Source organism: Paenibacillus periandrae, assembly GCF_022458865.1.
GTDB lineage: Bacteria > Bacillota > Bacilli > Paenibacillales > NBRC-103111 > Paenibacillus_S > Paenibacillus_S periandrae.
On the sequence record NZ_JAJNMU010000007.1, the window covers coordinates 1 to 22997 of the forward strand.

The window sequence follows — 22997 nt, forward strand, 5'->3', positions numbered from 1 at the left end:
CTGCAAGATATACTTAACCGTATAGGTTTCCCCGTTTTGCGGGCGGGTCACCCAACATCGCCGCCACCTCTGGTTCACTGCATTCCGGGCTGGACTTTGCCTGCAGGCCCTTCGAATTCCCTCTCGCAAGGGACACCCTGCCAATCCTACCCCTCTGGAGTCGGACCTCTACTTCGGCTACGGCACTTTAAAGGGTAAAGTTACCGAGTGGATTTGAACCACTTAGATTGTGCGACTGTGAGGCTAGAGTAAAGGGCTGATAAATTTCAGCCCCTCCTCATCAAACCGTACATGAGGTTTTCCCTCATACGGCTTTCCGATGTTCGTCATTCATGTGCATGCAGATCACAAGAGCGTTTTTAGTCCACATTGATTGGCTAGGAATCTGACTTCACGAAGTGAGTTCATCCACCTTGCGCGTTGCCTTTTCTTGGCGTACCATCTTGTGAGCCTTTGCAAAATGTACCAGTCCAACTTGGCCAACTTTAATTGGCTATAGGCCGTGTAGTAATAATTCTTCCAGCCCTGAATTTTTGGATTCAGCCATTCCACGTGGTCGAGGAATGCTTGGTGCCTCATGTTCGGAGGGGCTAGGCGTTCTTTTACGACTTCCCGTATGCGTTCTTCAGCTTTCCGGGCTAACCATTGTTGGGTTGTGTAGTACACTTTTCCTTGAGAAGTCTCTGCTTTTGTTCTACGATGGTGCATCCCGAGAAAATCGAAGCCTTCCTTTCCTGTCCAAAGTCCGACGATTCGCGTTTTGGTCGGGTGTAACGTCAGTTCAAGACGATCCATGATGGCATGAATGAGTTTGTGTGCCCTTTCTGCATCTTTCTTCGTCTTACACACGACTACGAAGTCATCCGCATAACGCGTTAATTCCCCGAATCCGCTACCATGTCGTTCCCACAGGATATCGAAGTAGTTGAGATAGATGTTCGCCAAGAGCGGCGAAATGACCCCACCTTGCGGTGTGCCTAAATCTGAACGGCGAACCATTCCTTCCTCCATGACTCCTGCGTTTAACCACTTCCGTATTAACTTCAAAATACGCCTGTCGCTGATTCGCATTTCAACCAGTTTCATGAGCTTCTCTTGGTTAATATTGTCGAAGTAGCCTTGGATGTCGACGTCGACCGCCCAATTACCTTTTCGGTTGCCTGCTTTTCGGATACGATCGAGTGCTTGCTTCGCGCTTCGTTTGGGTCGGAATCCAAAGGAGGATTCTTGAAAGTCCGCTTCAAAGATCGGTTCCATGACCAGTTTCGTTGCCATTTGTATGACGCGGTCTCGGACTGTGGGAATGCCCAGCGGTCTTAGCTTCCCATCCTTCTTCGGGATGTACTGCCGCTTAACAGGCTGTGGGTGGTAATTACCTTCCTTCAGGAGTCTATGGCATTCGTAGAGGAAGAAGGGCTCGCCTTGCTTTTCGATGTCCGATAACGTCTCACCATCGATCCCAGCTGATCCTTTGTTGGCCTTTACTCTTCGCCACGCTTCCCATAAGATGTCCATTCGGTAGACCTTGTCGTATAACGCGTGGAATCTGCGCTTCTTGCTTTCCTTGGCCGCATGACCTAGTTTCTCTTGGAGTTGTTGAACGTTTACCTTTGGTGTTGTTAGCCGTTTGACATTCACTGACTCGTACCTCCTTAAGAAACATGAACAAAGCAGGGCTCCTTCCCTCCCGCAGGTTGTGTTGTCCTGCGCTCCTTGGTACTATGAGCCCCTCGGACTCCCTTCCTGCAGATCACTCACTTCACCTTCCGGGCTTATAGAGCGTCTCTTTACGATCCGTAAAAAAAAAAACCGTGCAGAGGAGGGTCTCCCCAGTTCACTGCATCCTCTTTCATACCATGCCGATCCCTCTACGCCGGGGGATTCTTTACTGTTGCTCCAAGGTCTTTACAGCTTCCGTGGCCTTCGTCCAAGTGCGCGAGACTCGGCTTCCCCTTTTCCCTCTTGCGAGGCCTTTTTGACGACGCGGCAGGATTCACTTTATGTTACGGCCTGGTATGTCGCTCGCCCTGTCTCTGACAGGTGCTTCCGTCGATACGCTTCTACGTACAGATTTCGCCGAACGCAGGTATCCTAGCTACACGGGGGCTTGGCCCCTCCCGTGACCGGACTTACACCGGCTAGAAGATGCGTGCTTGGCTGGGCACGCCGCACCAAAAAAACTGCCGGGTAGGCTCCCGGCAGTTGCAGCGTTATCATCGAACGGATCAACTTAGTGCAGCGATTGAGCTTTCAGCGGTTTCTTCGCCATCGAATTTATAATTCCATACTTCAGATTCGTACTCATAGCAGGATGGGCCGAACGTTGATTTAACGATTTTGCAATACCCGTTTTCGGATCAGCTCCCGAAGCTCGACTTCAGAGTACCCATATTGCTATAAATAGTTCCTCAAGATGATTTCGGCACGACCGATCACTCGAGCCAGATCAGCGTCAATAAGCATACTTTCAGCTTGTAAAAATCATTCATCCATATTATGTCCTTCGACGTTATTCTCCTTCCAAGCGCACTGTCCGGTTGCTACTATTGGCAAGTAATTCTCACGACCGTCTTTTGGATCACATACATAGCAGCGAAGGTAGAGTTGGTCATTCTTTCGAAAATTCGCCCTACCATCATTGATTGTCTGTTTGTAATTCAATTAGCTCCCTCGCTATCTATTCAAATTCCTTCACGCACCGATAAAAAGCAAGTTTCTTCATGGCTAGCTGCCTCAATGTTGAGGCTATCAACGAGTGAATATGACTACTGAGAATGATGACTGATATGTGAATAGGGTCACCTGCTACCATGCACCTTTCCAGCTCGACGGTTATTTCTCCGGCTCCGTTTGAAAAAGGTTTTCTCTAAATGGGGTACGACCTAGATATGTGTAAAAATGGATCACATTCTGGAAATTAATTCCTGATTGTGACCCTTTCACTTTTTTACTTTCAACGAGGGGTACCGCCAACCAAATAACGTAAACCCACGCTAATACAGTTTTCACCAAAAGAAAAGCCGATTTTCCTTTTAATGATTACCGACTTTTTGATTTTTATATTCAGCTATCGTACCCGTAATGACTACATACTTGCATTCATTAATCTCAATATCATCTAATTGAAGAGAACCTCCAATGATTTCGCCAGTAAAATGAAACATAATGACTTGATTGTTTGTGTTGCTAATAAAATTATAGATGCCTGTTGTTCCGGTTAGTTTGACATCATATCCGGTTTCTTCTTTTACTTCCTGCGTGCAGCATCTAGGATATCTTCACCAGGTTCTATCCTTCCGCCCGGAAAATTCCATTTGTTCCTGACAGAAGGTTTATTTTCTTTTATTATCAAAACTTTGTTTTCTCGAATTATAGATACGCTAGCAACTAAAACGATTCCAGTTTTCGTCATTTTCTCTCCCTATCATTTTCACGAAAATATGAAACTTGATACTTCTCCTTAAATATGGAAATCATAATATCAGGATATCGAATATACGTTCGTGTGTAAAAGGCGAGTTTTTCAACTATCTCCCTCGTTACCGGTATATATCAATTGCAGAATTGTAGCCATTTCCTAAAGCTTGACGGAGTAAATAGCTATAAAAAGTTTCATCTGCGTAAGGATAATAACTAACCAATAACTTCATTATGATCTTACCTTTCATTTAATGTTGGAATCATTATTCTTTCCTACAATGGTTGGTCTTTAGACAAGCATATACAAAATATTTTGACAAAAGTGTTTGCCCCACTCACTTTTGAATCAAGTAATCAGTTATAGACAAAAAAACTGAAATAATTGCATCACTTCATTGGTCTTGGTCTACACTTCAAGTAAGAGGTGTAGCTAATTCCAGCTCGTTCCATATTGCATTTAAATATTTAACTACATCTGGACTATCTATTACTCTTGCGATTGATTCTTTTAATGCGAAGCTCATTAATGTTATTACCTCCTTAAGAAATAGTATTTTTCAACACCATAAACGAGATGTGCTTGTCCTGTCACTTCAATGTCGCTCTCGTTTGTAAAATGTTTTAGCCTGCTTCTAATGCCAGAACATGTCGAAATTGTCTGTACTGGGATTCACGAATATATCCGTGTAACATTCAGTGACAGAGTCCCCTTTGACAATAAACGGCAAACATGCAGTCGGTTCATAAATACCACAAAGGGGTTAATAATATATATTTTTCAAAATTTTCTGGGAGCTCTCTCTGGCGATTTAATAGAGACTTATCAAGATTAGTTCGTCGCTTGAGCTATGTAGAACCTCTGATTCAGGAACGTGTAGATAATGCGTTCATACAGGGCGGTGGAGTCTAGATGCATCACAGGGAGTATACAACAAGCTACAAGAATACAATCAGATCTATCAGTCACCAAATTTTTATCATTTGATTCAAGATGTGCTGATTGATGAACTAACCAGAGAGTTTAACAAGCTTATCTATGTGGTGTATTAATACTTACCTTGCAAAATGTAAAAACAGAGGGTGCATCCAATTTGGAATGCAGACTCTGTTTTCTTCGTTTAGACGGTCCTTTGATGTCCCAACCGAATCGAGACATTGCCTACCTTGTTTCGAACCTTAACCACAAGTTTGATAGATTCTTGAACTTCATCCACCCACCCGCAAGGTGGTTGAAAATGGCTTCTTGTTATCATATCTTATGTGTACTAAAAATCGATTGAAGAAGGTTAGATGGGAGATACAACCGCTTCATTATTTCGTATGAGCTCGTTATTAAATGTATGATGATGCATAATTATATACATTTCTCATTAATTCCGAAAATCCAGTCTCACTAATTCTGAAATTTTTCTCAATAATTATGACGCCACACAAAACGAGAGTTTTCATCATTTCGTAACGTATAAGTCATCAATTGAACATAGTTTTTGTGAAATAAATCACATACATAAGCTATAATAAGTGGTAAATAAGAGCATAATGTTCAAAAGGAGTGTGCTTTGGGATGATGAATTACGACCCGGTATTTTACAGCCGTATATTGACAGGTCTAACGCTCGGGTTTCACATTATTTTTGCAACAATAGGTGTAGGACTGCCTGTCATGATTGCCATTGCCGAGTTTCTGGGAATCAAGCGCAAAGATCCACATTATACACTGCTCGCACGTCGCTGGGCACGTGGATTCGTCATCACTGTGGCAGTCGGTGTCGTTACCGGTACATCAATTGGCTTGCAGTTGAACTTGCTGTGGCCAAGCTTTATGCAAATTGCGGGTCAGGCGATTTCTCTGCCTTTGTTTATGGAAACCTTCGCTTTCTTCTTTGAGGCGATATTTCTCGGGATTTACTTGTATACGTGGGATCGCTGGAAAAATCCTTGGACGCACTTTGCAATCTCCATTCCCATTATCATTGGATCGACGTTATCCGCATTTTTTATTACGATTGTTAACGCCTTTATGAATACGCCACAAGGCTTTAAGCTGTCCGGTCGAACCATTATCGACATAGATCCCATGGTCGCAATGTTTAATCCGGCCACACCTACCAAGACCGCGCACGTAATTTCATCAGCCTATATGACAAGCGCATTTGTGCTCGCTACCATAGCCGCATTAGCTTTATTGGCAGGTAAAAAGCATGTATATTACCAAAAGGCACTCAAGCTGACGATGATTTGCGGACTGATCTTCTCCTTGTCCACCGCGTTCATCGGGGATTTGTCCGGTAAATTTCTTGCCGAATACCAGCCGGAGAAGCTTGCCGCGGCCGAATGGCATTTTGAAACAACAGCTCAGGCACCGCTTGTATTTGCAGGCTATATTGATAAAGAACACAACGTTCACTACGGCTTGAAGCTTCCTTATGCGCTGAGTATATTGGCATTTGCCGATCCGAATGCCGTTGTAAAAGGCTTGAATGATATCCCTGTGGATGAACGTCCACCGCTCTATATCCATTATTTCTTTGATGCCATGGTGGCGATCGGAAGCTTGATGATTGTGCTCTGTATCGTATATTTATATTTGAACAGGAAAAGGCGGCGTCAACAAGGAAAAGAAGTGCCGCGCTGGCTGCTTCGCTCCATTACTTTCTCAGGCCCGCTTGCGATGCTGGCAATTGAATCCGGATGGATATTTGCTGAAGCCGGAAGACAGCCATGGATTTTACGCGGCTATATGAAAACGGCACATGGGGCAACGACTGCTACCAATGTGGACTGGATGCTGCTGATGTTCTCAATCCTCTACATCGTACTTGGGTTTGGCGCATGGACGGTACTCCGCCGTATGTTCAAGACGAATACCCCTGAAGAGGAATTGGCATTGCGGGCTGATCAAGGAGGTGAGCACCAATGAGTATTGAAGTCATCGGAATCACAGTGCTCTGGGTTTTTCTTTACGGTTATTTAATTGTAGCTTCGATTGATTTTGGGGCTGGCTTCTTTAGCTACTACACGATGATAACCGGGCGTCAAAATATGGTGCATGGCATTATCGAACGCTATTTATCGCCTGTTTGGGAAGTCACAAATGTGTTTCTGATCTTCTTCATGATCGGAATGGTCGGTTTTTTCCCGGACACCGCTTATTATCTCGGCACCACTTTATTAATTCCCGGCAGTATCGCTATTGTGCTGATCGCCATCCGCGGCTCCTACTATGCTTTCAGCACCTACGGTTCCAAGGAAAGCCATCTGTACAAGCTGCTTTATGGGGGTAGTGGTCTATTGATTCCCGCTTCACTATCCATCGTACTGACGATATCGGAAGGCGGATATATAGAAGAAAGCGGCAATGATGTCACATTGCTCTTCTACAAGCTGTTTACCAGCTCTTATGCCTGGTCGGTTGTCGTCCTGTCGCTTGTCAGTGTGCTCTATATTTCTGCAGCTTTCTTAACCTATTATGCTAACAAGGCCAAGGATACCAAAGCTACAGAAATTTTGCGGAGATTTGCAATCGGTTGGAGCGGTCCGACAATATTAGCGAGCTTATTCGTATTTTTCGCTATTCAGCGTCACAATCCGGTGCATTTTGACAACATGCTGAAGCTGTCCTGGATGTTCGTTGTATCCTTGCTTTGCTTTATGATTGCTACCTATCTGATATGGAACCGCAAGCGTCTTGGTCTCGCTTTTTTATTCGTGATGCTGCAGTTTGCCTTCGCTTTTTTCGGATATGGCGCGGCACATTTACCTTATATTATTTATCCCATGGTTTCAATACACGAAAGTGTCACCAGTCCGGAAATGGGAATTGCCTTGATCGGAGCTTTTATCGCAGGCTTATGCCTGCTCATCCCTTCACTGATTCTACTGATGCGTCTCTTTCTGTTCGATGCAAATTATGTGCAGGGTTTGCAGAAAAAGTGAATGCCATACAGATTAGACAGATACTCACTCACAGCTATCACATAATCCACACAACAAACAACCTCCAAAACCGTTTCGTGGCTTGGAGGTTGTTGTGTTCCATAATATATTTTAAAGTGCTATTATTCAAAATATACCGCTTTGCCGGTTTTGGACGACTCATAGATAGCCTCCAAAATTTCTGATACGACGCAGGCCTGTTCAGGCGTAACAACGGGATCTGTGTCCTCTTCAATGGCTTTCAGCCACAGACGAGCCTCCAGATCAGCAGGCGATTCCTGCTTGCCGTCGTAGAAATCGACACCTTTAGCCGACAGTTGAATTTCATTCATGAACAACCGGCTGTGTTTTTCACCGTTAATACGCAGTCCATCCTGCATATCCGCACCGCCTTCGGTTCCGCACAAGGTCGTTTTGGCTTCGCCGGTTTGCAGCATATTGATCGCCCAGCTTGATTCCAGAACAATAGTTGCGCCATTCTGCATCGTAATCATGCCAAATGCCGAATCCTCAACTGTAAATTTATCCGGGTCCCAGGAACCCCATGCATTAGCTGCGTCCTTCTTGGAGGACAGCTTGTGGAAGGCTGTGCCCAAAACTGCTTTCGGCTTATAATTATCCATCATCCATAAGGTCAGATCCAGTGCATGGGTACCAATATCAATTAGCGGTCCGCCGCCTTGTTTTTCTTCATCAAGAAACACGCCCCAGGTCGGTACGGCACGACGACGAATTGCGTGGGCTTTGGCATAATAAACCTCGCCCAGATCACCTTCGCCACATATTTTTTTCAAATACTGGCTGTCCGAACGGAAACGATTTTGGTATCCAATCGTCAGCTTCTTACCTGAACGCTTGGCCGCTTCCACCATACGACGGGCATCGGCTGCTGTTTTGGCCATCGGCTTCTCACACATCACATGTTTATCCGACTCCAAAGCGGCAATCGTAATCTCTGCATGTGAATCATTTGGCGTACACACGTGTATAATATCAATCGACCCGTCCTGCAGCATTTCTCTAAAATCGCTGTATACCTTCGCGCCCTCGGAACCAAATTTATGAGCAGCCTCATAAGCTTTTTCTACCACAATATCACAAAAAGCTACCATTTCTGCATTCGGCTGATTTTGCAAAGCGGGCATATGCTTGCCATTTGCAATTCCTCCGCAGCCAATAATTCCAATTCTGTACGTTTTCGACATGATTAGAGTCATCCCCCTCATAAGTTTAAGTCAAGTATAGTCAAGCTTTTACCAAAAAGATATGACTAATTTGGTCCATCTTTTATCCGATTTGGCTATTTCGAATTTCCTGGGAAATAAAAAAAAGCTCCCTGATATCAGGAGCTTTGCCATACCCTATAACCTATGACTTTTTGACAGGAGCTGTGACTAATTTATAGCCAACACCTCGAATGGACTCGATCTGTACGCTTTGCTGGTTCATTTCCAGCTTTTTGCGCAAAGAGCTGACATGAACATCCACAGTTCTTTGACCACCGATGTAATCAAAGCCCCAAACAATATTCATCAGGTCGTCTCTGGTAACGACCACACTCGGACGCTGCACCAGGTACAGCAGAACCTCGAACTCCTTAGGTCTGAGTGGAATCGACTCTCCACCCAGCAGTACCTCGTATTTCTCCGGGTAAATAAACAAATCGCCTGCAGTGATGACCTTCTCACCTGCTGCTTGCTTATCCTGAAGCTGCTCATCTGACAAGGTTCTGCGTAGTACTGCCGATACTCTGGCCAACAGCTCGGCAACACCGAACGGCTTTGTAATATAATCGTCCGCACCATATTTCAAGCCTTGCACAACCTCTTCCTCTGCGTTGCGGGCCGTCAGTATAATGACAGGTGTCTTGTTTCCCTTCTGACGCAGCTTGGATAGAATCTCAAAGCCATTCAGTCCAGGAAGCATAATATCCAGTATAATCAAATCATATGCGTGCTGCAGAGCAGCCTGCAGCCCTTCGCTGCCATGATCGATTACTTTGGTCTCATATCCCTCTTGCGATAAATTATAGGAAAGCAGTCTGGCCAATGTAGGCTCATCTTCAATAACCAAAATTTGTTGTGCCATGGGAATCCCCCGTATCCATTTCTATAGATCAACCTTATCATAGCATAATATCATACATCATTAATATGCTTTATGTCCTAATATTGAATGACTGGCAATTCTATATAAAATTTAGTACCCATCCCGACTTCGCTTTCCACACGTATCGAGCCCTTGTGCAGCTCAACCAGATGTTTAACAATCGACAATCCAAGACCTGTACCGCCGGAGCTGCGCGAGCGAGCCTTATCCACCCGATAAAACCGTTCAAAGATGCGCGGCAAATCTTTTTTGGGAATGCCAATACCTGTATCCGTAATCGTCATGCGTATACGTTCGTTGTCCATGCCCTCCGCACCGTGGAAGATCGACTCGACCTTGATCTTCACCTTACCGCCTTCCGGTGTATAATTAATTCCGTTGGAAAGTAAATTAATCAGAATTTGCCGCAGCCGATCCTCGTCCGCTTCGATGTAGAGATCTTCTTCTACGTGCATTTCGAGCTCAATCGACTTCTTTTTCGCTTCCGAAGTCATCACATGAACACAATTGTTCACAAATGTATTAACCGAGACAGGTGAGAACTGCAGCGGAATGCGTTTCGATTCAATTTTGGACAGCTCCAATATATCTCCGATCAGACGATTCAATCGTTCACTTTCATCAAATATAATCTGCAAAAATGATTTTGCCGTTTCTTTATCGTTCAGTGCACCTGCCAGCAGCGTTTCTGCAAACCCTTTGACTGCAGCAATAGGCGTCTTGAGCTCATGGGATACATTGGCGACAAATTCGCTTCTCATCCGTTCCAATCGGCGAACTGCCGTAATATCATGCAGCACGATCAGTACACCGGCCCATTCATTTTCATTTAATGAAATCGGACTGAGATTAATCTCCAGAATTCGCTCGGAGGGATAGTAAAAAATCATCTCATCGCGGATATGCTCACGCAGATCAATACATTCCTGAATCAGCTGCGTAAATTCAAACTGCTGCTTGGCCTCGTCGAATTTTTTGCCGAGCAGCTCCTGCACGGAGAAGCCCAATATATCTTCAGCTGAACGGTTTAATAAGACAATCTTGCTGTCACGATCAATCATCATCACACCGCTGATCATATTGTCCAATACGCTCTTCAGGCGGCTTTCATCCTCCTGGATGCGATCCATTTGCAGCTGTAAGCTGTCCGCCATTCGGTTGAGAGCCTGACCAAGCTGACCGATCTCATCCTTCTTTTTCACATTAACTCTTGCTTTATAATCCATATTCGTAATTTGCCGTGCAACCTTCGTAATCATCTCAATCGGTCTTGTAATGCCCCAAGCCACACGATAACTAATTAAAGTCGCTATGATAAACACAGCTAGCAGACCAAATAATAAAACATACCAAACACGAAGGATTGAAGCATCAACCTGCTCAAGGCTCATCGACAAGCGGACATACCCATTCGTTATGGTGCCATTCTTGACAGGAACCACCACATAGAGCATATTGCGTTGAATCGTCGCGCTGTATCGGATATCGGAGCCCACCACACCGGTTTGCTCCGCCTCAATGATTTCTTTACGCTGCAAATGATTGTCCATATCATTGGGATTATGATCGGAATCCCCCAGCACCTTGCCATCTGATCGTATAAAGGTCACACGGGCATCCGCTGAACTTCGAAGCCGGTTCACCTGTTCCCCATAGTAAGCAAGCTGCTCAGCTTCGGTACCGCCCTTGTTCCAGTCCATCGTTGTGAGAATAATCCGCAGCTCCCGCTGCATATTAGTTTTCAAAGCTTCAATATGTGATTCCCTGAGGACCTGTGCCATGAATAGTCCGGCAATGAGGACCGAAGAGCCAATCAACACTATAAAAATCAACGTTAATCGGGCACGGAATTTGTGCATATAGGGTTGTCCCTCCATCATCGACATAGGCATTATGATAAGTAACCAACTGACTGCATTACACCTTATCGTATCTTTTTCACACTTGAATTGCTAGTAAATTATTTGTAAATATGAATTTTACCATCCTGTACGTTATCTTGCTCAACGTTCCAACAAAATAAAAAGCACCCCTGAAAATAGCACAGAAAAGCCCAAGTCGGGGTTCTCATGTCTAGTTCAAGAGGTGCACATTGTTTTTGATAATTATTCGTTGTGTATGGGTTAATATGCACTCCAGCCCGCATCAGCTGTAATGACGGTACCATTAACAAAGCTTGAATCATCAGAAGCCAGGAACAGAGCGACTTTCGCAATTTCTTCGGGCTTGCCAGTACGTGGGTTAATAGCCATCCCCAATTGTTGTCGAGAAGCACCAAATTGATTAATTTTAGTCATCGAAGCGCCAATATTTGTTTCAACTCCACCCGGTGCAATCGCATTACAACGAATGCCTTTCTCCGCATACATAAAACCGGTATTTTTGGTAAAACCAACTACTGCATGTTTAGACGCCGTGTATGCCGCTCCTGCACGAGCACCATATAACCCGCCAGCAGAAGCAACATTGATGATAACACCCTTTTGTTTTTCAATAAAGATCGGTATAACCTTTCGGGTCGAACGCATGACACTTGTTGTGTTAATGGCAAAAATTCGTTCCCAATTTGAATCCTCAATATCGGCTGCAGGCTCAAAGTTATCCATAATACCCGCATTATTGACAAGGATATCGACCGTGCCATATGTACGAACTGTCGTGTCGATTAATTGCTGAATATCTTCTTCCAAGGCTACATTTGTTTTAATAGCCAAAGCCACGCCGCCATTTGCTTGGATTTCTGCTACCGTAGCGTGTGCGCCATCAAGATTTAAATCGGATACAACAACCTTTGCCCCTTCTTTCGCATAAAGTACAGCAATTTGTTTCCCCATACCTGATGCTGCACCTGTGACTATGGCAACCTTATCCTTTAATTTCATTGAAATCCCCCCAATTATTTGAATTGTTAACCATATTGAACAGATGTTTATTAATTAACTTCCTCTATAGTATAATTAATTTAAGAAGCGGTATTCAATCAGTAAATAGTTACCTTTTTGTTGATTAACCAACATTAAGTCTCATAAATGTTCAATAATGGAATCATAACCAACAAAGGATGATTACGATGTCTATTACTATGTCTCATACAGACAGAAGAATAAAAAAATCCAAAAAAGCTTTACAGAATGCTTTAATCTCCTTAATGCAAACTAAAGATTTAAAGGACATCTCAATAACGGACATTGTCGACCTGGCAGACCTTAATCGTGGTACATTTTATAAGCATTATCAGTACAAAGAGGAATTACTGGAAGAGATCATGGACGATGTGATAGCTGATTTAATCGTATCGTACCGGGAACCATATAAAAGCTCGGATACTTTTATCGTTAACGATCTCACTACTTCAGTGATCAAAATATTTGAGCATGTTGCTAATTATTCCAGCATTTATACGCTAATTCTGAAGTCGAATGGATTGCCCGGTTTTCAAAACAGAATATGTCATGAGTTAAAAAAATTACCGTTGGAGGATTTTGAAAATTACCAGACTAACCACAAAATCAACATAGATCTGTATTCCAGTTATCAAGCACATGCGATCTTCGGTATGATTATAGAGTGGGTAAACGGGGGATTTACATACAGCGCTGCCTATATGGCTGAACAGCTCTTAGAAATTATTAATAGTAATCCCAGCAACCATACGTTTAAAATAAATAAAAATGTCAACTAATTGCAGATTGATTGCAAAAAAAGCCCGCACGACCCAAAGGCTGCGCGGACCCATCTGATTTCTAGCAAGCTTAACTAAGCTTATACAAACACAGGCTCTTTAAATTGCGAGAGCTTGGCAAAAGAATCCTTTTCCACTTCAGCGTGTAGGCTGTTGCCATGTGAATCCATCGTAACAATCGCCGCGAAGCCTTCCGTTTGCAAATGCCACATCGCCTCCGGAATACCAAATTCCATATGGTCGACACCTTCGACCTTTTTAAAGCATTCTGCGTAATATTGTGCGGCTCCACCGATCGCATTCAAGTATACAGCACCGTGCTCCTGCAAAGCTGCAAGCGTTTTGGCACCCATACCGCCTTTACCGATAACAGCACGAATTCCGAACTTTTTAATGATATGGCCCTGGTAAGGCTCCTCACGAATACTTGTGGTTGGACCTGCCGCTCTTACATGCCATTCGCCGCTTTCATCTTTGGACATAACGGGTCCACAATGGTATATAGCAGCCCCATTCAAATCAACAGGTGCATCATGATTCATCAAATGATGGTGCAGCGCATCACGTCCGGTATGCATAATCCCGTTAATAATGACTACATCCCCTACACGCAGACTGCGAATCTGCTCTTCACTGATAGGCGTTTGCAGGACAACCTCGCGGCGCTCCGATGCCACGGCCGTCTTCGGCTGCTCAGTTTGGGTCATCGGTTGTGTATCCCCAGTGCGGTATACCCATTCCTTAATCTCACCCGAGCTTGCATCCAAGAGAACCCCTTGACGGCGGAATGCCCAGCAATTGTAGGCAACGGATACGAAAAAGCTGGCAGGCAAACGGTTCATAACGCCAACCTTACAGCCCAGCAGTGAAACTTGACCGCCAAAGCCCATCGTGCCAATGCCGAGCTGGTTAGCATGCTCCATGACATATTCTTCAAGCTTGCGAAGCTCTTCATTTGGGTTTACATCGTCGGCATGCCGAAACAATTGATGCTTAGCCAATTCATAGCCTGTTGTCCGGTCTCCACCGATTCCCACACCGATGAAGCCCGCGCTACAGCCTTGTCCCTGGGCTTGATACACCGAATGCATCACGCATTTACGGATACCGTCCAGGTCACGTCCCGCTTTACCCAAGCCTTCGAGCTCCATAGGCAGGCTGTATTGAATATTTTTATTTTCGCAGCCGCCGCCCTTCAGGATCAGCTTGACCTCTACATCTTCCTTCTCCCATTGCTCAAAATGAATCACAGGCGTACCCGGACCCAGATTGTCCCCACTATTCGCGCCAGTTAAGGAATCAACGGAATTGGGACGCAGCTTGCTGTCCTTTGTCGCTTGTGCAACTGCTGCCAGTATTTGTTTTTTCATTACGATCTGATTAGCACCTACCGGACAGTGCACGATAAAGGTTGGCATGCCTGTGTCCTGGCAGATTGGCGATACGTTCGTTTCCGCCATATGAATATTGTCAGCAATTGTCGACAATGACAGTGCTGAACGAGTTCCCTCGTCCTCCTGCTCTCTCGCCGCCTGAATCGCTTCACGTACGTCCGCCGGAAGATTCGTTGAGGTTTCCAAAATCAGTTTATACATACTTTGTTCAAAATGCTGCATGAATAAAAAATCTCCTCTCTGCTATAAGTACCTACTCAAAAAGCCGACTTTTTAAATAACATTATAAAGGCCTGCTAGGTTGGGTTCCCTGACATACTATTCTATAATATCATAATCTGGCAGCTTCAAATACTGTTATCGGTTCACAATTCGTGTATAATATCGTACTATATATAGCCTTCACAAGAATAGGATGAGATCAATGGAAAGTCATTTTTTTGCTTATATGTACCGTTTGCGTTATATCGAACGCTGGAGTCTGATGCGTAATGTAGTAAAGGAAAATGTAGCCGAGCATTCCTTTCACGTCGCACTGCTTACTCACGTGCTTTGCACGATTGGCAATGAAATATTCGGTCGTCAGCTTCCGACTGACCAAATCGTCAGCATGGCGCTTTTTCATGATGCGACAGAGGTATTTACCGGCGATATTCCGACCCCCGTTAAGCATCACAATCCGAAAATTTTATCGAATTTCCGCGAAATCGAACAGCTCGCAGCCGAGCGATTGCTGGATATGATTCCAGACACGCTGCGTCACGTGTATGAGCCCTTAATTGATACGAAAAGCAGCAGCCAATCGGAATTGAAAAAATATGTCAAAGGCGCCGATCTGCTCGACGCCTACTTGAAATGTGTTACCGAGCTGTCCGCTGGCAATAAGGAATTCGGCAGTGCCAAGAAGCAAATCGAACAATCGATTCAGGAGCTCAATATGCCTGAAATGGACTATTTCCTGCAAAATCTCGCACCAAGCCTGGAAAAAACATTAGACGAATTATCGGAGGACTAGACCTGTCGGTAATCATCCTTAATCCCACCAAAGCTCCACATAATCGTTGTCAAACAAAAACGCCTCCAACGCTTCCATGGAGCCCACACCCTGGTCGATCAAATCAGGACAAAAGGCGTACAAATCGCTGCACAGCCGTGACATGTCCTCGGGAAGCGCCGTAATTACAAATCCGACGGTATCGGAGGAAGCTGTTTTAATCGAAATGCCGTAGCGGCTGTTCAATTCCTGCAATTTGGCTATTAATGCTGCATTATCCAGATCATAATTGCAAGCATCGGTTTGGGCTAGCCGTACAATATCCAGCTGAGTTTCCCCAAGCCCGATAACAACCTCGGTACCTGACTTGGGATCATCACCTAACCATTGTGAAGTCCCTGCATAGCATAGTAGCCCTGGTGCGAGACGTCTCTGCATAGCATCGACCCATTGAAGGGCAACGGCCTTATCAGGTGCAATTACCGATATACTATGGGGATATTGACCACGTCCAAAATCTATGGTCGCATACGGAAGAAGCTTTTGCCCGCTTAACCGCTCCAGCTCCAGACCCGCTTCATCCAGTGTGTGCAGCTTATGGCTCGCTTCTTCACTTAAAGGGCCATTCAGGTCAACCTCTTCCGGCTTATGAAGTTGAACCCCGTTTTGTTGGTTAACTTCTGCTTTTGCTGCGTCCGCATCAGAAGGTGTCCACCGATACGGCTCCTGTGTGCTTGGCTCGTTTTTCCTCTCCTTCTCCTCTGCCAGCTTTCTTTTCCTTTCTCTTCTGTTAGTCCATTTGATGATAATAATACCCAGCAGCGCACCGAAAATAATCCATTCCATGATGATCCTCCTATCTGTAATCATTCCCCATATTCTACATCATTCACCAAGATTAAGCTGCTCCCGCCCACTAGACAGAAAAGCCCAAAGGCATCAAACCTTTGGGCTTAGCTAGCTGTATGGTAAACAACCCATTTTTTTAAAAAGGAAACTTCATAACGCCAACGATCAGGAAAAACAAGATTCCACAGATCACGCTCATCGATTTGATCTTGCCCAGGTGGTCCTTGACCTTGGAACCGGAAGGGTCTGACAATGCTTTACGCATAGCTCCACCCAATACGCCCGTTAACGCGCCCAATGCCAGGAACAACACGACAGACACAATCATCCAGGCAACGGAATTTCCGACCTTACTGACCAGATATCCGCCTGATAACAGCGCAATCACTAGCGCCAACTGACCGGTCCGGTTCACAGCGAACAATACACTCAAAAATCCGAATTGTGCTTGTCCTGTCAGCGCTTGAATTCGCATGGACAGGAAAGGCAGCAGCAGATAAATCCCCATCATTATAGCCGCAAGTACATGTAAAAAAACGAACACTTGAACCATCAGAGTACCTCCATATATACATAATTTATATAAATTAAGTATACCTGATTACGCAAAGCGTTAGCAAATGAAATGCGGCGTTATCGTTCGTTTATCGCGTTCTACGGCCCTAATTAAGAACTATTCGTGAATAGCGATCCCTTTGCGGATAGCTCGCTTCTCGCGCCACGTTTCCAGTATAACGAATAAGGAAGGTACGACAATCAACGTCAGGATCGTCGAATAGATCAAGCCTGAGATAATGGTGATGCCCATCGGTCTCCACAGGTTGCCGCCCATAATCGTCATCGGCAGCAGGCCGCCAATGGCTGTTGCCATGGTGAGCAGGATAGGACGAAGTCGGGCTCTTCCCGCTTCCGCCACAGCCTCGTACAGTGGCAATCCGCGTTTTCTGGCCTGCTCAATAAATTCAATCAGGATGATTCCATTCCTTACTACAATTCCGGCCAAGCTGACCAAGCCCATAAGAGCCATAAATCCGATAGGCGAATTCGTAATATACAGACCGATGATAGCACCACCGGCGGCTAAGTACACGGTCGATAAGATCAATAACGGAATCGATAATGAATAAAATTGCATAACCATCAAAATATAAATCAGCAGCAAAACAATGATCGACAGCTTGCCAATTGCGATGAAAGCGTCATTGCGTTCCTCATTTTCCCCGCCATACTCAACGGTATAACCGGCAGGAAGCGTTTGGGTATTCAGTTGTGCTTTGACATCCTTGATGACGTCATCAGACAGGCGGTCCTGCGTGTAGCTTCTGACGATGATCGTTCGGGTCTGGTTGCGATGATGAATCGATTTAATCATCTTGCTTGAACGAATATCGCCAAGCTCACGAACCGCTATGGTTCCACCCTTTTGTGTAGGTACAAACAGCTTGCTCATCGTGTCAATAGGATCTGCACTGCGTGCCTTGGCATACAAGGTCACATCAATCAGCTTCTCTCCCTGCTGCATGGAGACGATTTCCAGGCCTTCTGTGGCCATTCGCAGCGTCCTTGTCAAATCCTTATCGCTGACTCCAAAAAGGTTCAGCTTTGCCGGATCCGCCTTCATTTCAAAAGTATTCATATCCCCGCCGACATCATCAGATACACTTGTTGTACCGGGAATTTGTTTTAATAGTTCCTGAACATTATTGGAAAGCTGACGTAATTGATCCAGATCATCCCCGCTAATACGAATCGCGATAGGTGCACCCACGGGTGGACCTTGCTCCAGCTCTCGCGGTGTAATTTCGATATCCTCAGGAACCAGCTGCCTCAACGCCTGCCCCCAGCTGGCTATCACCTCTTTGGTATGGATCACCTTGGGATCAATCTTGACAAACAGCTGCCCTACGTTCGTACCGGTACGTTCCGACTCCGAGTAATAAAACTTGGGCGCTGTTCGGCCCGAATAGGCAGTAACGAATTTCACGCCAGGCTGATGCTGAATCCAGTCAGCAGCTTTATTCATCGTAAATTCAGTTTCCATAAAAATGCGGTCTGTCGGCAGCTTGAAATCAATCAGCATCTCATCCTTTTCGGCTGGAGGGAAATACTGAACACCCAGGAACGGCAGCAGGCCGAAGCTGCTGGTACCGACTAATAAAGCAACAATTCCCGTCAGCAGCGGTCGTTTCAGGAATACGTATATTTGCCTGCTATAGAAGGAGCTTAGTCGTTGAATCGGCTTGCCCAGCAGCCCAGGTGATTGCTCTTCAACCAGCCTGATCTCCTCTTGTGCAGAGCGATTATTCGCTTCTGTTGATTCGGGATCGGCTTTAGCTTTCTTCGCGCTTCTGGAAGCCATTTGTTTTGTTTGCTGCTTTCGTAGTGCACGCTCTCCTACCCATTGGCGAAAAATCGGAATGACCGTCAATGACATCGCCATGGAAGCCGCCAAGGTCAAGGAAATCACAACCGGCAGCGGTCGAATGAAGCTTCCGATATTGCCCTTGAGAAATAACAGAGGCAAAAATGCTGCAGCCGTTGCAATCGTAGCCGTCAGGATGGATATCGCAACATCGCGGCTTCCGAGCCGTGATGCTTGCTCTGGAGTATCGCCCAGCTGCAGTCGCCGCTGGATATTATCATTCACAACAATCGCATCATCGACCAATATTCCGAGAACGATAACAATCGCTACCACCGTGATTTGATTTAAGTCGATCCCCAGGAATTCGATTGGGATAAACCCGACTGTGATCGAAATCGGTATAGCCAGCGCCACCACCCAGGATGTACCGAAGGTAAGTCCCAGCGAGCAGACTATGATAACAACGATGATCCCTGTCAATAGCTCCTGGCCCAAATCCTTGAATAAATGATCCAGACTCTCCTTTTGCGTAAACAAGGACACCAATTCCACATGCTCTGGTAATTTAGATTTCAGATCGGCTGTCTTCACATCAATACGTTTCTGCAAGGAAGGGATGTCTGCGCCCTTCTCTGCGTTGATAACGAGATCGAGAGCCGGTTTACCGTTATGTACAATACTGACCTCTTGCTTCTTAGGTCGAAGCTTAATTTCAGCAACATCTCTAAGCTTTAATGTATTGCCGTTAGGCATTCCCAAAATATCCGTATTCGCAACATCCTCAGCCGACTTCCACTCTCCAGGCATGTTGACATAAAAGGATTTCGTTGTTTGATCAACCATACCGAGCGGCACACGATCATGGCGATTGGTGAGCGCCTGTGCAACAATACCCCATGGCAGCTTGAACGTATCCAGCTTATCCGTATCAATAATCACGGCTACTTCCTGCTCCGGCAGCCCGATAATGTCCACATTGCTCACACCCGAGAGTGTGCTTAGCTGTTTTTTCCATTGCTCCATAACGGGCCGCAGAGGTTCTAATTGCTCTGGCTGTTGAACGACAAAATGCAGGATTTGCTCGGCAATTTTGCCTAAATCATCATTAACCTCAGGCTTATTGGCTTCAGCAGGAAGCTCGCTATCGGCAGATTGAACCTTCTGTCGCAGCGTATCCCAGGCTCGCTTAATATCGGTTTCCGGCTTGACTTCCACATTAATAATCGACACATTAGCCATGGAGGTTGAGCTGAGAATCGATATATCGCTCATTTCCTTGATCTTCTGCTCTAACGGTCGGGTAACAAACTGCTCTACCTTCTCCGGTGAGGCACCCGGATAAATCGTCTTGACTATGGCCGTTGTGATCTCGATCTCCGGATTTTCCCGCTGCTTAAGTGTAAATACATTCACAACTCCCATAAGTACCGCCACTACGAAGAACAACAGCGTTACTTTACGGTATTTCAGTAATTTGGTGATCATTTGTCACCCGCTTCCGTCGACTCCAAATGGCATGGCGCATTAACACCTGCGAGTACTTGAGCTATAGATTCAATATGTGTAGTATCGTAATTTTGAACGACAAAGCATTGGTACGCCACCAGCTCTACCATGCCTATTTTCGAATAGGCCGCAATTTCAAGCTGTGCATCCGAGTAATTAGGAAAAGCACCCCAATCCAGAAAGGATTGCTTGATAACGAGCATAATTGTACGATAAAAAGCATCTGAAATATCAGCGATCTCCGTAGAAGCCGCTCCGTGCCCGTTTAAAATTTTCAAAATCGTTTTGTTATGATAATACACGTGCAGCGACTCCAGTATCATTCGGTAAAGCGCCTGTTCCTTCATGTCTCCTGTGCAATTTTGCTTGATCGCATCGGCAATTTGACCGAGGCACGATTCAGCAATGCTGCGGAATAAATCCTCCTTACTTTTAAAATACAAGTAAAAGGTCCCTTGGGCTACACCAGCTTTATGTACAATATCTGAAACCTTCGTAGTGTGATATCCCTGATCCTCGAAAAGCTTCAGCGCGGCCTCTATAATACTTTCCCTTTTATCTTCACCCATCTGTGCGTTCCCCCTCTGAGTACCTGAACAATAATTTATGACTGACTCATCAGTCATTTTTATATTAACATCATTATCCAGCTTCTGCAACCTGTATCGTTGATCATTTCCTTCCTGAAATCCGTCCAAAGGAAAGTCTTGTTTCATAGGGTACATCAGATGTATAATTGTAACAATTTTCGAATTGAATGGGTTTAGAGAGGAGCTGCATCTTATGAATATTCGTTACCTGGGTCCAGCAGATACTAACATATATCGCCAGCTTCGTTTACGATCTCTTCAAGAAAATCCGGAAGCTTTCTTAACGACCTATGACATACAGAAGGCCAAACCTCTTGAGGCATTCCAACAAAATCTGCAGCGTACAGCAATGAATTTTACGTTAGGCTGCTTTACCAAAACTCAGGAGTTGGCAGGAATCGTTACCTTTGTGCGAGAAAGTAATCCCAAGATTACACATAAAGGTACTATTTATGCTATGTATGTGTGCCCTGAATATCGTGGACAACGCATCGGTAATGCTCTACTAACCGAATTAATTGAACAAGCCAAGCAATGCCCGGGACTCGAGCAAATCAACTTAACTGTAGTATCCACCAACCACGCAGCGAAAAAGCTCTACGAATCCATTGGTTTTACTACGTATGGAACCGAACGAAATGCGATGAAAAGCCTTGGACAATACTGGGATGATGATCTGATGGTTATACACTTGCACCCTACAAATTCAAATTAAGATCAGTTGGTTCGATTGCTTAACAGCAAAATACTGCTTTTTAAGCAAAAAGGACCGGGATCGCCCTGTGATTCAGGGTCTCCCGGTCTTTTTTATAAGAATTGCATGGACTATTAGAACAATGTGCCTAAGGCTTGTGGTGTGAACGGTGTCAGCTCTTCTGTTCGGCCTTCGCGAATTTTGGACGCCCAAGCTGGATCAACCAGTAAAGCACGACCTACCGCAACCAGATCAAACTCATGTTTACTGAGCTTTTCGATCAAGGTATCTACGTTGGCCGCACCTGCCCCTTCTCCTTTAAAGGCAGATATAAAATCATTGTCAAGTCCTATTGAGCCTACTGTAATAGTTGGTTTTCCAGTTATTTTCTTGACCCAACCCGCAAAATTAAGCTCAGAACCTTCAAATTCCGGTTCCCAGAATCGACGTGTAGAGCAATGAAACACATCAACGCCTGCTTCCACTAAAGGTGCAAGGAACTGTGCCAGTTGATCTGGATTTTCTGCTAATTTGGCTTGGTAATCCGATGATTTCCATTGCGATATACGTATAATAATAGGGAAATCCGGACCTACAGCACGACGGCATGCCGCAATGATGTCAGCTGCAAAACGAGTTCGTTTTACCAAATCACCGCCGTAGCTGTCATGACGTTGATTGGTTTTCTCCCAGAAAAATTGATCAATCAGATAACCGTGCGCCCCATGAAGCTCGATACCGTCAAAACCAATTCGTTTGGCGTCAGCCGCTGCTTGTGCGTAGGCTGCAATAACGGACGCAATTCTGGATTCGCTCATAGGCTCATTGACTTGCTCACCAGTTGCGATGTCAATACCTGAAGGCCCAATCGGCTTTTCATCAGGGTTAGGGATGGCACCAATCTTGCGATCCGTACCGATGTGCCAAAGCTGTGGCATAATGAGCCCGCCCGCCTCATGAACTTGAGCAGCAACTTCAGCCCAACCCTTCAATGCATCATTCCCATGGAAATTAGGTATATTAGGATTATTCGTCGCAGCTGGATCGTTAATTAACGTACCTTCAGTAATAATGAGACCTACGCCATTCTCTGCACGGCGGCGATAATAAGCAGCCACATCAGGTCCTGGCACGCCTTCAGGAGAGAAAGCTCGAGTCATTGGAGCCATGACGATCCGGTTTTTTAATTTCAATTTTCCTATCGACAACGGTTCAAACAACGGCTCTACCTTCGTGGATGGTTGTGTATCTTGATTACTCATTCCTTATTACCTCCGTTTTATATAAATATTTGTGCAAATCATAATTACCGCAACAACTGTCATAACAATTATTACAGTTAATACAACCTACTATACCACAAGTTTTCACATACGACTACTATTGACTTTTACCACATTGAGCAGTAAAGAAAACCTAGCCTGCGGCTAGGTCCTACTTTAAACTTTTATGTTGGTG

General features: G+C 45.0%; 17 protein-coding genes. 5 read left to right on the forward strand and 12 right to left on the reverse strand.

Annotated features, from left to right (window positions below; genetic code table 11):
* Positions 1–345: 345 nt before the first annotated feature.
* Positions 346–1515, reverse strand: a complete 1170-nt coding sequence (gene ltrA / locus LRL21_RS12665) for a group II intron reverse transcriptase/maturase (protein WP_240416154.1) — start codon at positions 1513–1515, stop codon at positions 346–348.
* A gap of 1732 nt (positions 1516–3247) precedes the next feature.
* On the reverse strand, positions 3248–3412 hold the full coding sequence (locus LRL21_RS12670) for an NUDIX hydrolase (protein WP_240416155.1): 165 nt from the start codon (positions 3410–3412) through the stop codon (positions 3248–3250).
* Between the two features lie 1572 nt (positions 3413–4984).
* Here LRL21_RS12670 and LRL21_RS12675 point away from each other — a divergent pair.
* Complete coding sequence (locus LRL21_RS12675; RefSeq protein WP_240416156.1) at positions 4985–6340, forward strand: cytochrome ubiquinol oxidase subunit I; 1356 nt, start codon at positions 4985–4987, stop codon at positions 6338–6340.
* A complete protein-coding gene (locus LRL21_RS12680) occupies positions 6337–7356 on the forward strand; it encodes a cytochrome d ubiquinol oxidase subunit II (protein WP_240416157.1) in 1020 nt (339 codons plus the stop codon). Before LRL21_RS12675 ends, LRL21_RS12680 begins: the two co-directional genes overlap by 4 nt.
* Positions 7357–7478: 122 nt before the next feature.
* Here LRL21_RS12680 and LRL21_RS12685 read toward each other — a convergent pair whose 3' ends face one another.
* The 4 genes from LRL21_RS12685 to LRL21_RS12700 form a co-directional block, all read right to left on the reverse strand.
* Positions 7479–8561 (reverse strand): Gfo/Idh/MocA family protein, encoded by a 1083-nt coding sequence (locus LRL21_RS12685; RefSeq protein ID WP_240416158.1) that lies wholly within the window; start codon positions 8559–8561, stop codon positions 7479–7481.
* Between the two features lie 163 nt (positions 8562–8724).
* Entirely contained in the window at positions 8725–9444 is a 720-nt protein-coding gene (locus LRL21_RS12690) for a response regulator transcription factor (RefSeq protein WP_240416159.1), read from the reverse strand.
* A 77-nt stretch (positions 9445–9521) separates the two neighbouring features.
* On the reverse strand, positions 9522–11324 hold the full coding sequence (pnpS, locus tag LRL21_RS12695) for a two-component system histidine kinase PnpS (RefSeq protein ID WP_240416160.1): 1803 nt from the start codon (positions 11322–11324) through the stop codon (positions 9522–9524).
* 264 nt (positions 11325–11588) lie between these two features.
* On the reverse strand, positions 11589–12347 hold the full coding sequence (locus tag LRL21_RS12700) for an SDR family oxidoreductase (RefSeq protein WP_240416161.1): 759 nt from the start codon (positions 12345–12347) through the stop codon (positions 11589–11591).
* A 266-nt stretch (positions 12348–12613) separates the two neighbouring features.
* Between LRL21_RS12700 and LRL21_RS12705 the strand changes: the two genes are divergently transcribed.
* Positions 12614–13147 carry a TetR/AcrR family transcriptional regulator gene (locus LRL21_RS12705; protein WP_240416162.1) on the forward strand — a complete coding sequence of 178 codons (534 nt, stop codon included), beginning with the start codon at positions 12614–12616 and terminating at the stop codon, positions 13145–13147.
* Positions 13148–13227: 80 nt separating this feature from the next.
* Here the strand turns inward: LRL21_RS12705 and LRL21_RS12710 are convergent, their stop codons facing one another.
* Positions 13228–14763, reverse strand: coding sequence for a fumarate hydratase (locus LRL21_RS12710; protein WP_240416163.1), 1536 nt, complete (start codon positions 14761–14763; stop codon positions 13228–13230).
* 202 nt (positions 14764–14965) lie between these two features.
* Between LRL21_RS12710 and yfbR the strand changes: the two genes are divergently transcribed.
* Positions 14966–15556: a 5'-deoxynucleotidase gene (gene yfbR / locus LRL21_RS12715; protein WP_240416164.1), complete on the forward strand. Its 591-nt coding sequence runs from the start codon at positions 14966–14968 to the stop codon at positions 15554–15556.
* 18 nt (positions 15557–15574) lie between these two features.
* On the opposite strand, the gene LRL21_RS12720 is transcribed toward yfbR, so the two are convergent.
* The 4 genes from LRL21_RS12720 to LRL21_RS12735 all read right to left on the reverse strand — a co-directional run bounded on the left by LRL21_RS12720 (position 15575) and on the right by LRL21_RS12735 (position 20824).
* Entirely contained in the window at positions 15575–16381 is an 807-nt protein-coding gene (locus LRL21_RS12720) for a DUF4253 domain-containing protein (protein WP_240416165.1), read from the reverse strand.
* A gap of 139 nt (positions 16382–16520) precedes the next feature.
* Entirely contained in the window at positions 16521–16937 is a 417-nt protein-coding gene (locus LRL21_RS12725) for a hypothetical protein (protein ID WP_240416166.1), read from the reverse strand.
* 120 nt (positions 16938–17057) lie between these two features.
* Positions 17058–20234 (reverse strand): efflux RND transporter permease subunit, encoded by a 3177-nt coding sequence (locus tag LRL21_RS12730; protein ID WP_240416167.1) that lies wholly within the window; start codon positions 20232–20234, stop codon positions 17058–17060.
* A complete protein-coding gene (locus LRL21_RS12735; RefSeq protein WP_240416168.1) occupies positions 20231–20824 on the reverse strand; it encodes a TetR/AcrR family transcriptional regulator in 594 nt (197 codons plus the stop codon). The genes LRL21_RS12730 and LRL21_RS12735 overlap by 4 nt, the downstream gene beginning before the upstream one ends.
* A 214-nt stretch (positions 20825–21038) precedes the next feature.
* Here LRL21_RS12735 and LRL21_RS12740 point away from each other — a divergent pair, with 214 nt between their 5' ends.
* Positions 21039–21560, forward strand: coding sequence for a GNAT family N-acetyltransferase (locus LRL21_RS12740; RefSeq protein ID WP_240416169.1), 522 nt, complete (start codon positions 21039–21041; stop codon positions 21558–21560).
* A gap of 113 nt (positions 21561–21673) precedes the next feature.
* Here LRL21_RS12740 and LRL21_RS12745 read toward each other — a convergent pair whose 3' ends face one another.
* Complete coding sequence (locus LRL21_RS12745; protein WP_240416170.1) at positions 21674–22801, reverse strand: NADH:flavin oxidoreductase; 1128 nt, start codon at positions 22799–22801, stop codon at positions 21674–21676.
* Positions 22802–22997 lie beyond the last annotated feature (196 nt).

Excerpts from the sequence above, each read along its gene's own strand:
- LRL21_RS12740 (WP_240416169.1), top strand. The coding sequence starts at position 21,039 with ATGAATATTCGTTACCTGGGTCCAGCAGATACTAACATATATCGCCAG.
- LRL21_RS12720 (WP_240416165.1), bottom strand. The coding sequence starts at position 16,381 with ATGGAATGGATTATTTTCGGTGCGCTGCTGGGTATTATTATCATCAAA.
- LRL21_RS12690 (WP_240416159.1), bottom strand. The coding sequence starts at position 9,444 with ATGGCACAACAAATTTTGGTTATTGAAGATGAGCCTACATTGGCCAGA.
- pnpS (WP_240416160.1), bottom strand. The coding sequence starts at position 11,324 with ATGCACAAATTCCGTGCCCGATTAACGTTGATTTTTATAGTGTTGATT.
- LRL21_RS12725 (WP_240416166.1), bottom strand. The coding sequence starts at position 16,937 with ATGGTTCAAGTGTTCGTTTTTTTACATGTACTTGCGGCTATAATGATG.
- ltrA (WP_240416154.1), bottom strand. The coding sequence starts at position 1,515 with ATGGACATCTTATGGGAAGCGTGGCGAAGAGTAAAGGCCAACAAAGGA.
- LRL21_RS12735 (WP_240416168.1), bottom strand. The coding sequence starts at position 20,824 with ATGGGTGAAGATAAAAGGGAAAGTATTATAGAGGCCGCGCTGAAGCTT.
- LRL21_RS12730 (WP_240416167.1), bottom strand. The coding sequence starts at position 20,234 with ATGATCACCAAATTACTGAAATACCGTAAAGTAACGCTGTTGTTCTTC.
- LRL21_RS12685 (WP_240416158.1), bottom strand. The coding sequence starts at position 8,561 with ATGTCGAAAACGTACAGAATTGGAATTATTGGCTGCGGAGGAATTGCA.
- LRL21_RS12700 (WP_240416161.1), bottom strand. The coding sequence starts at position 12,347 with ATGAAATTAAAGGATAAGGTTGCCATAGTCACAGGTGCAGCATCAGGT.
- LRL21_RS12675 (WP_240416156.1), top strand. The coding sequence starts at position 4,985 with ATGATGAATTACGACCCGGTATTTTACAGCCGTATATTGACAGGTCTA.
- LRL21_RS12670 (WP_240416155.1), bottom strand. The coding sequence starts at position 3,412 with ATGACGAAAACTGGAATCGTTTTAGTTGCTAGCGTATCTATAATTCGA.
- LRL21_RS12705 (WP_240416162.1), top strand. The coding sequence starts at position 12,614 with ATGCAAACTAAAGATTTAAAGGACATCTCAATAACGGACATTGTCGAC.
- yfbR (WP_240416164.1), top strand. The coding sequence starts at position 14,966 with ATGGAAAGTCATTTTTTTGCTTATATGTACCGTTTGCGTTATATCGAA.
- LRL21_RS12745 (WP_240416170.1), bottom strand. The coding sequence starts at position 22,801 with ATGAGTAATCAAGATACACAACCATCCACGAAGGTAGAGCCGTTGTTT.
- LRL21_RS12680 (WP_240416157.1), top strand. The coding sequence starts at position 6,337 with ATGAGTATTGAAGTCATCGGAATCACAGTGCTCTGGGTTTTTCTTTAC.
- LRL21_RS12710 (WP_240416163.1), bottom strand. The coding sequence starts at position 14,763 with ATGCAGCATTTTGAACAAAGTATGTATAAACTGATTTTGGAAACCTCA.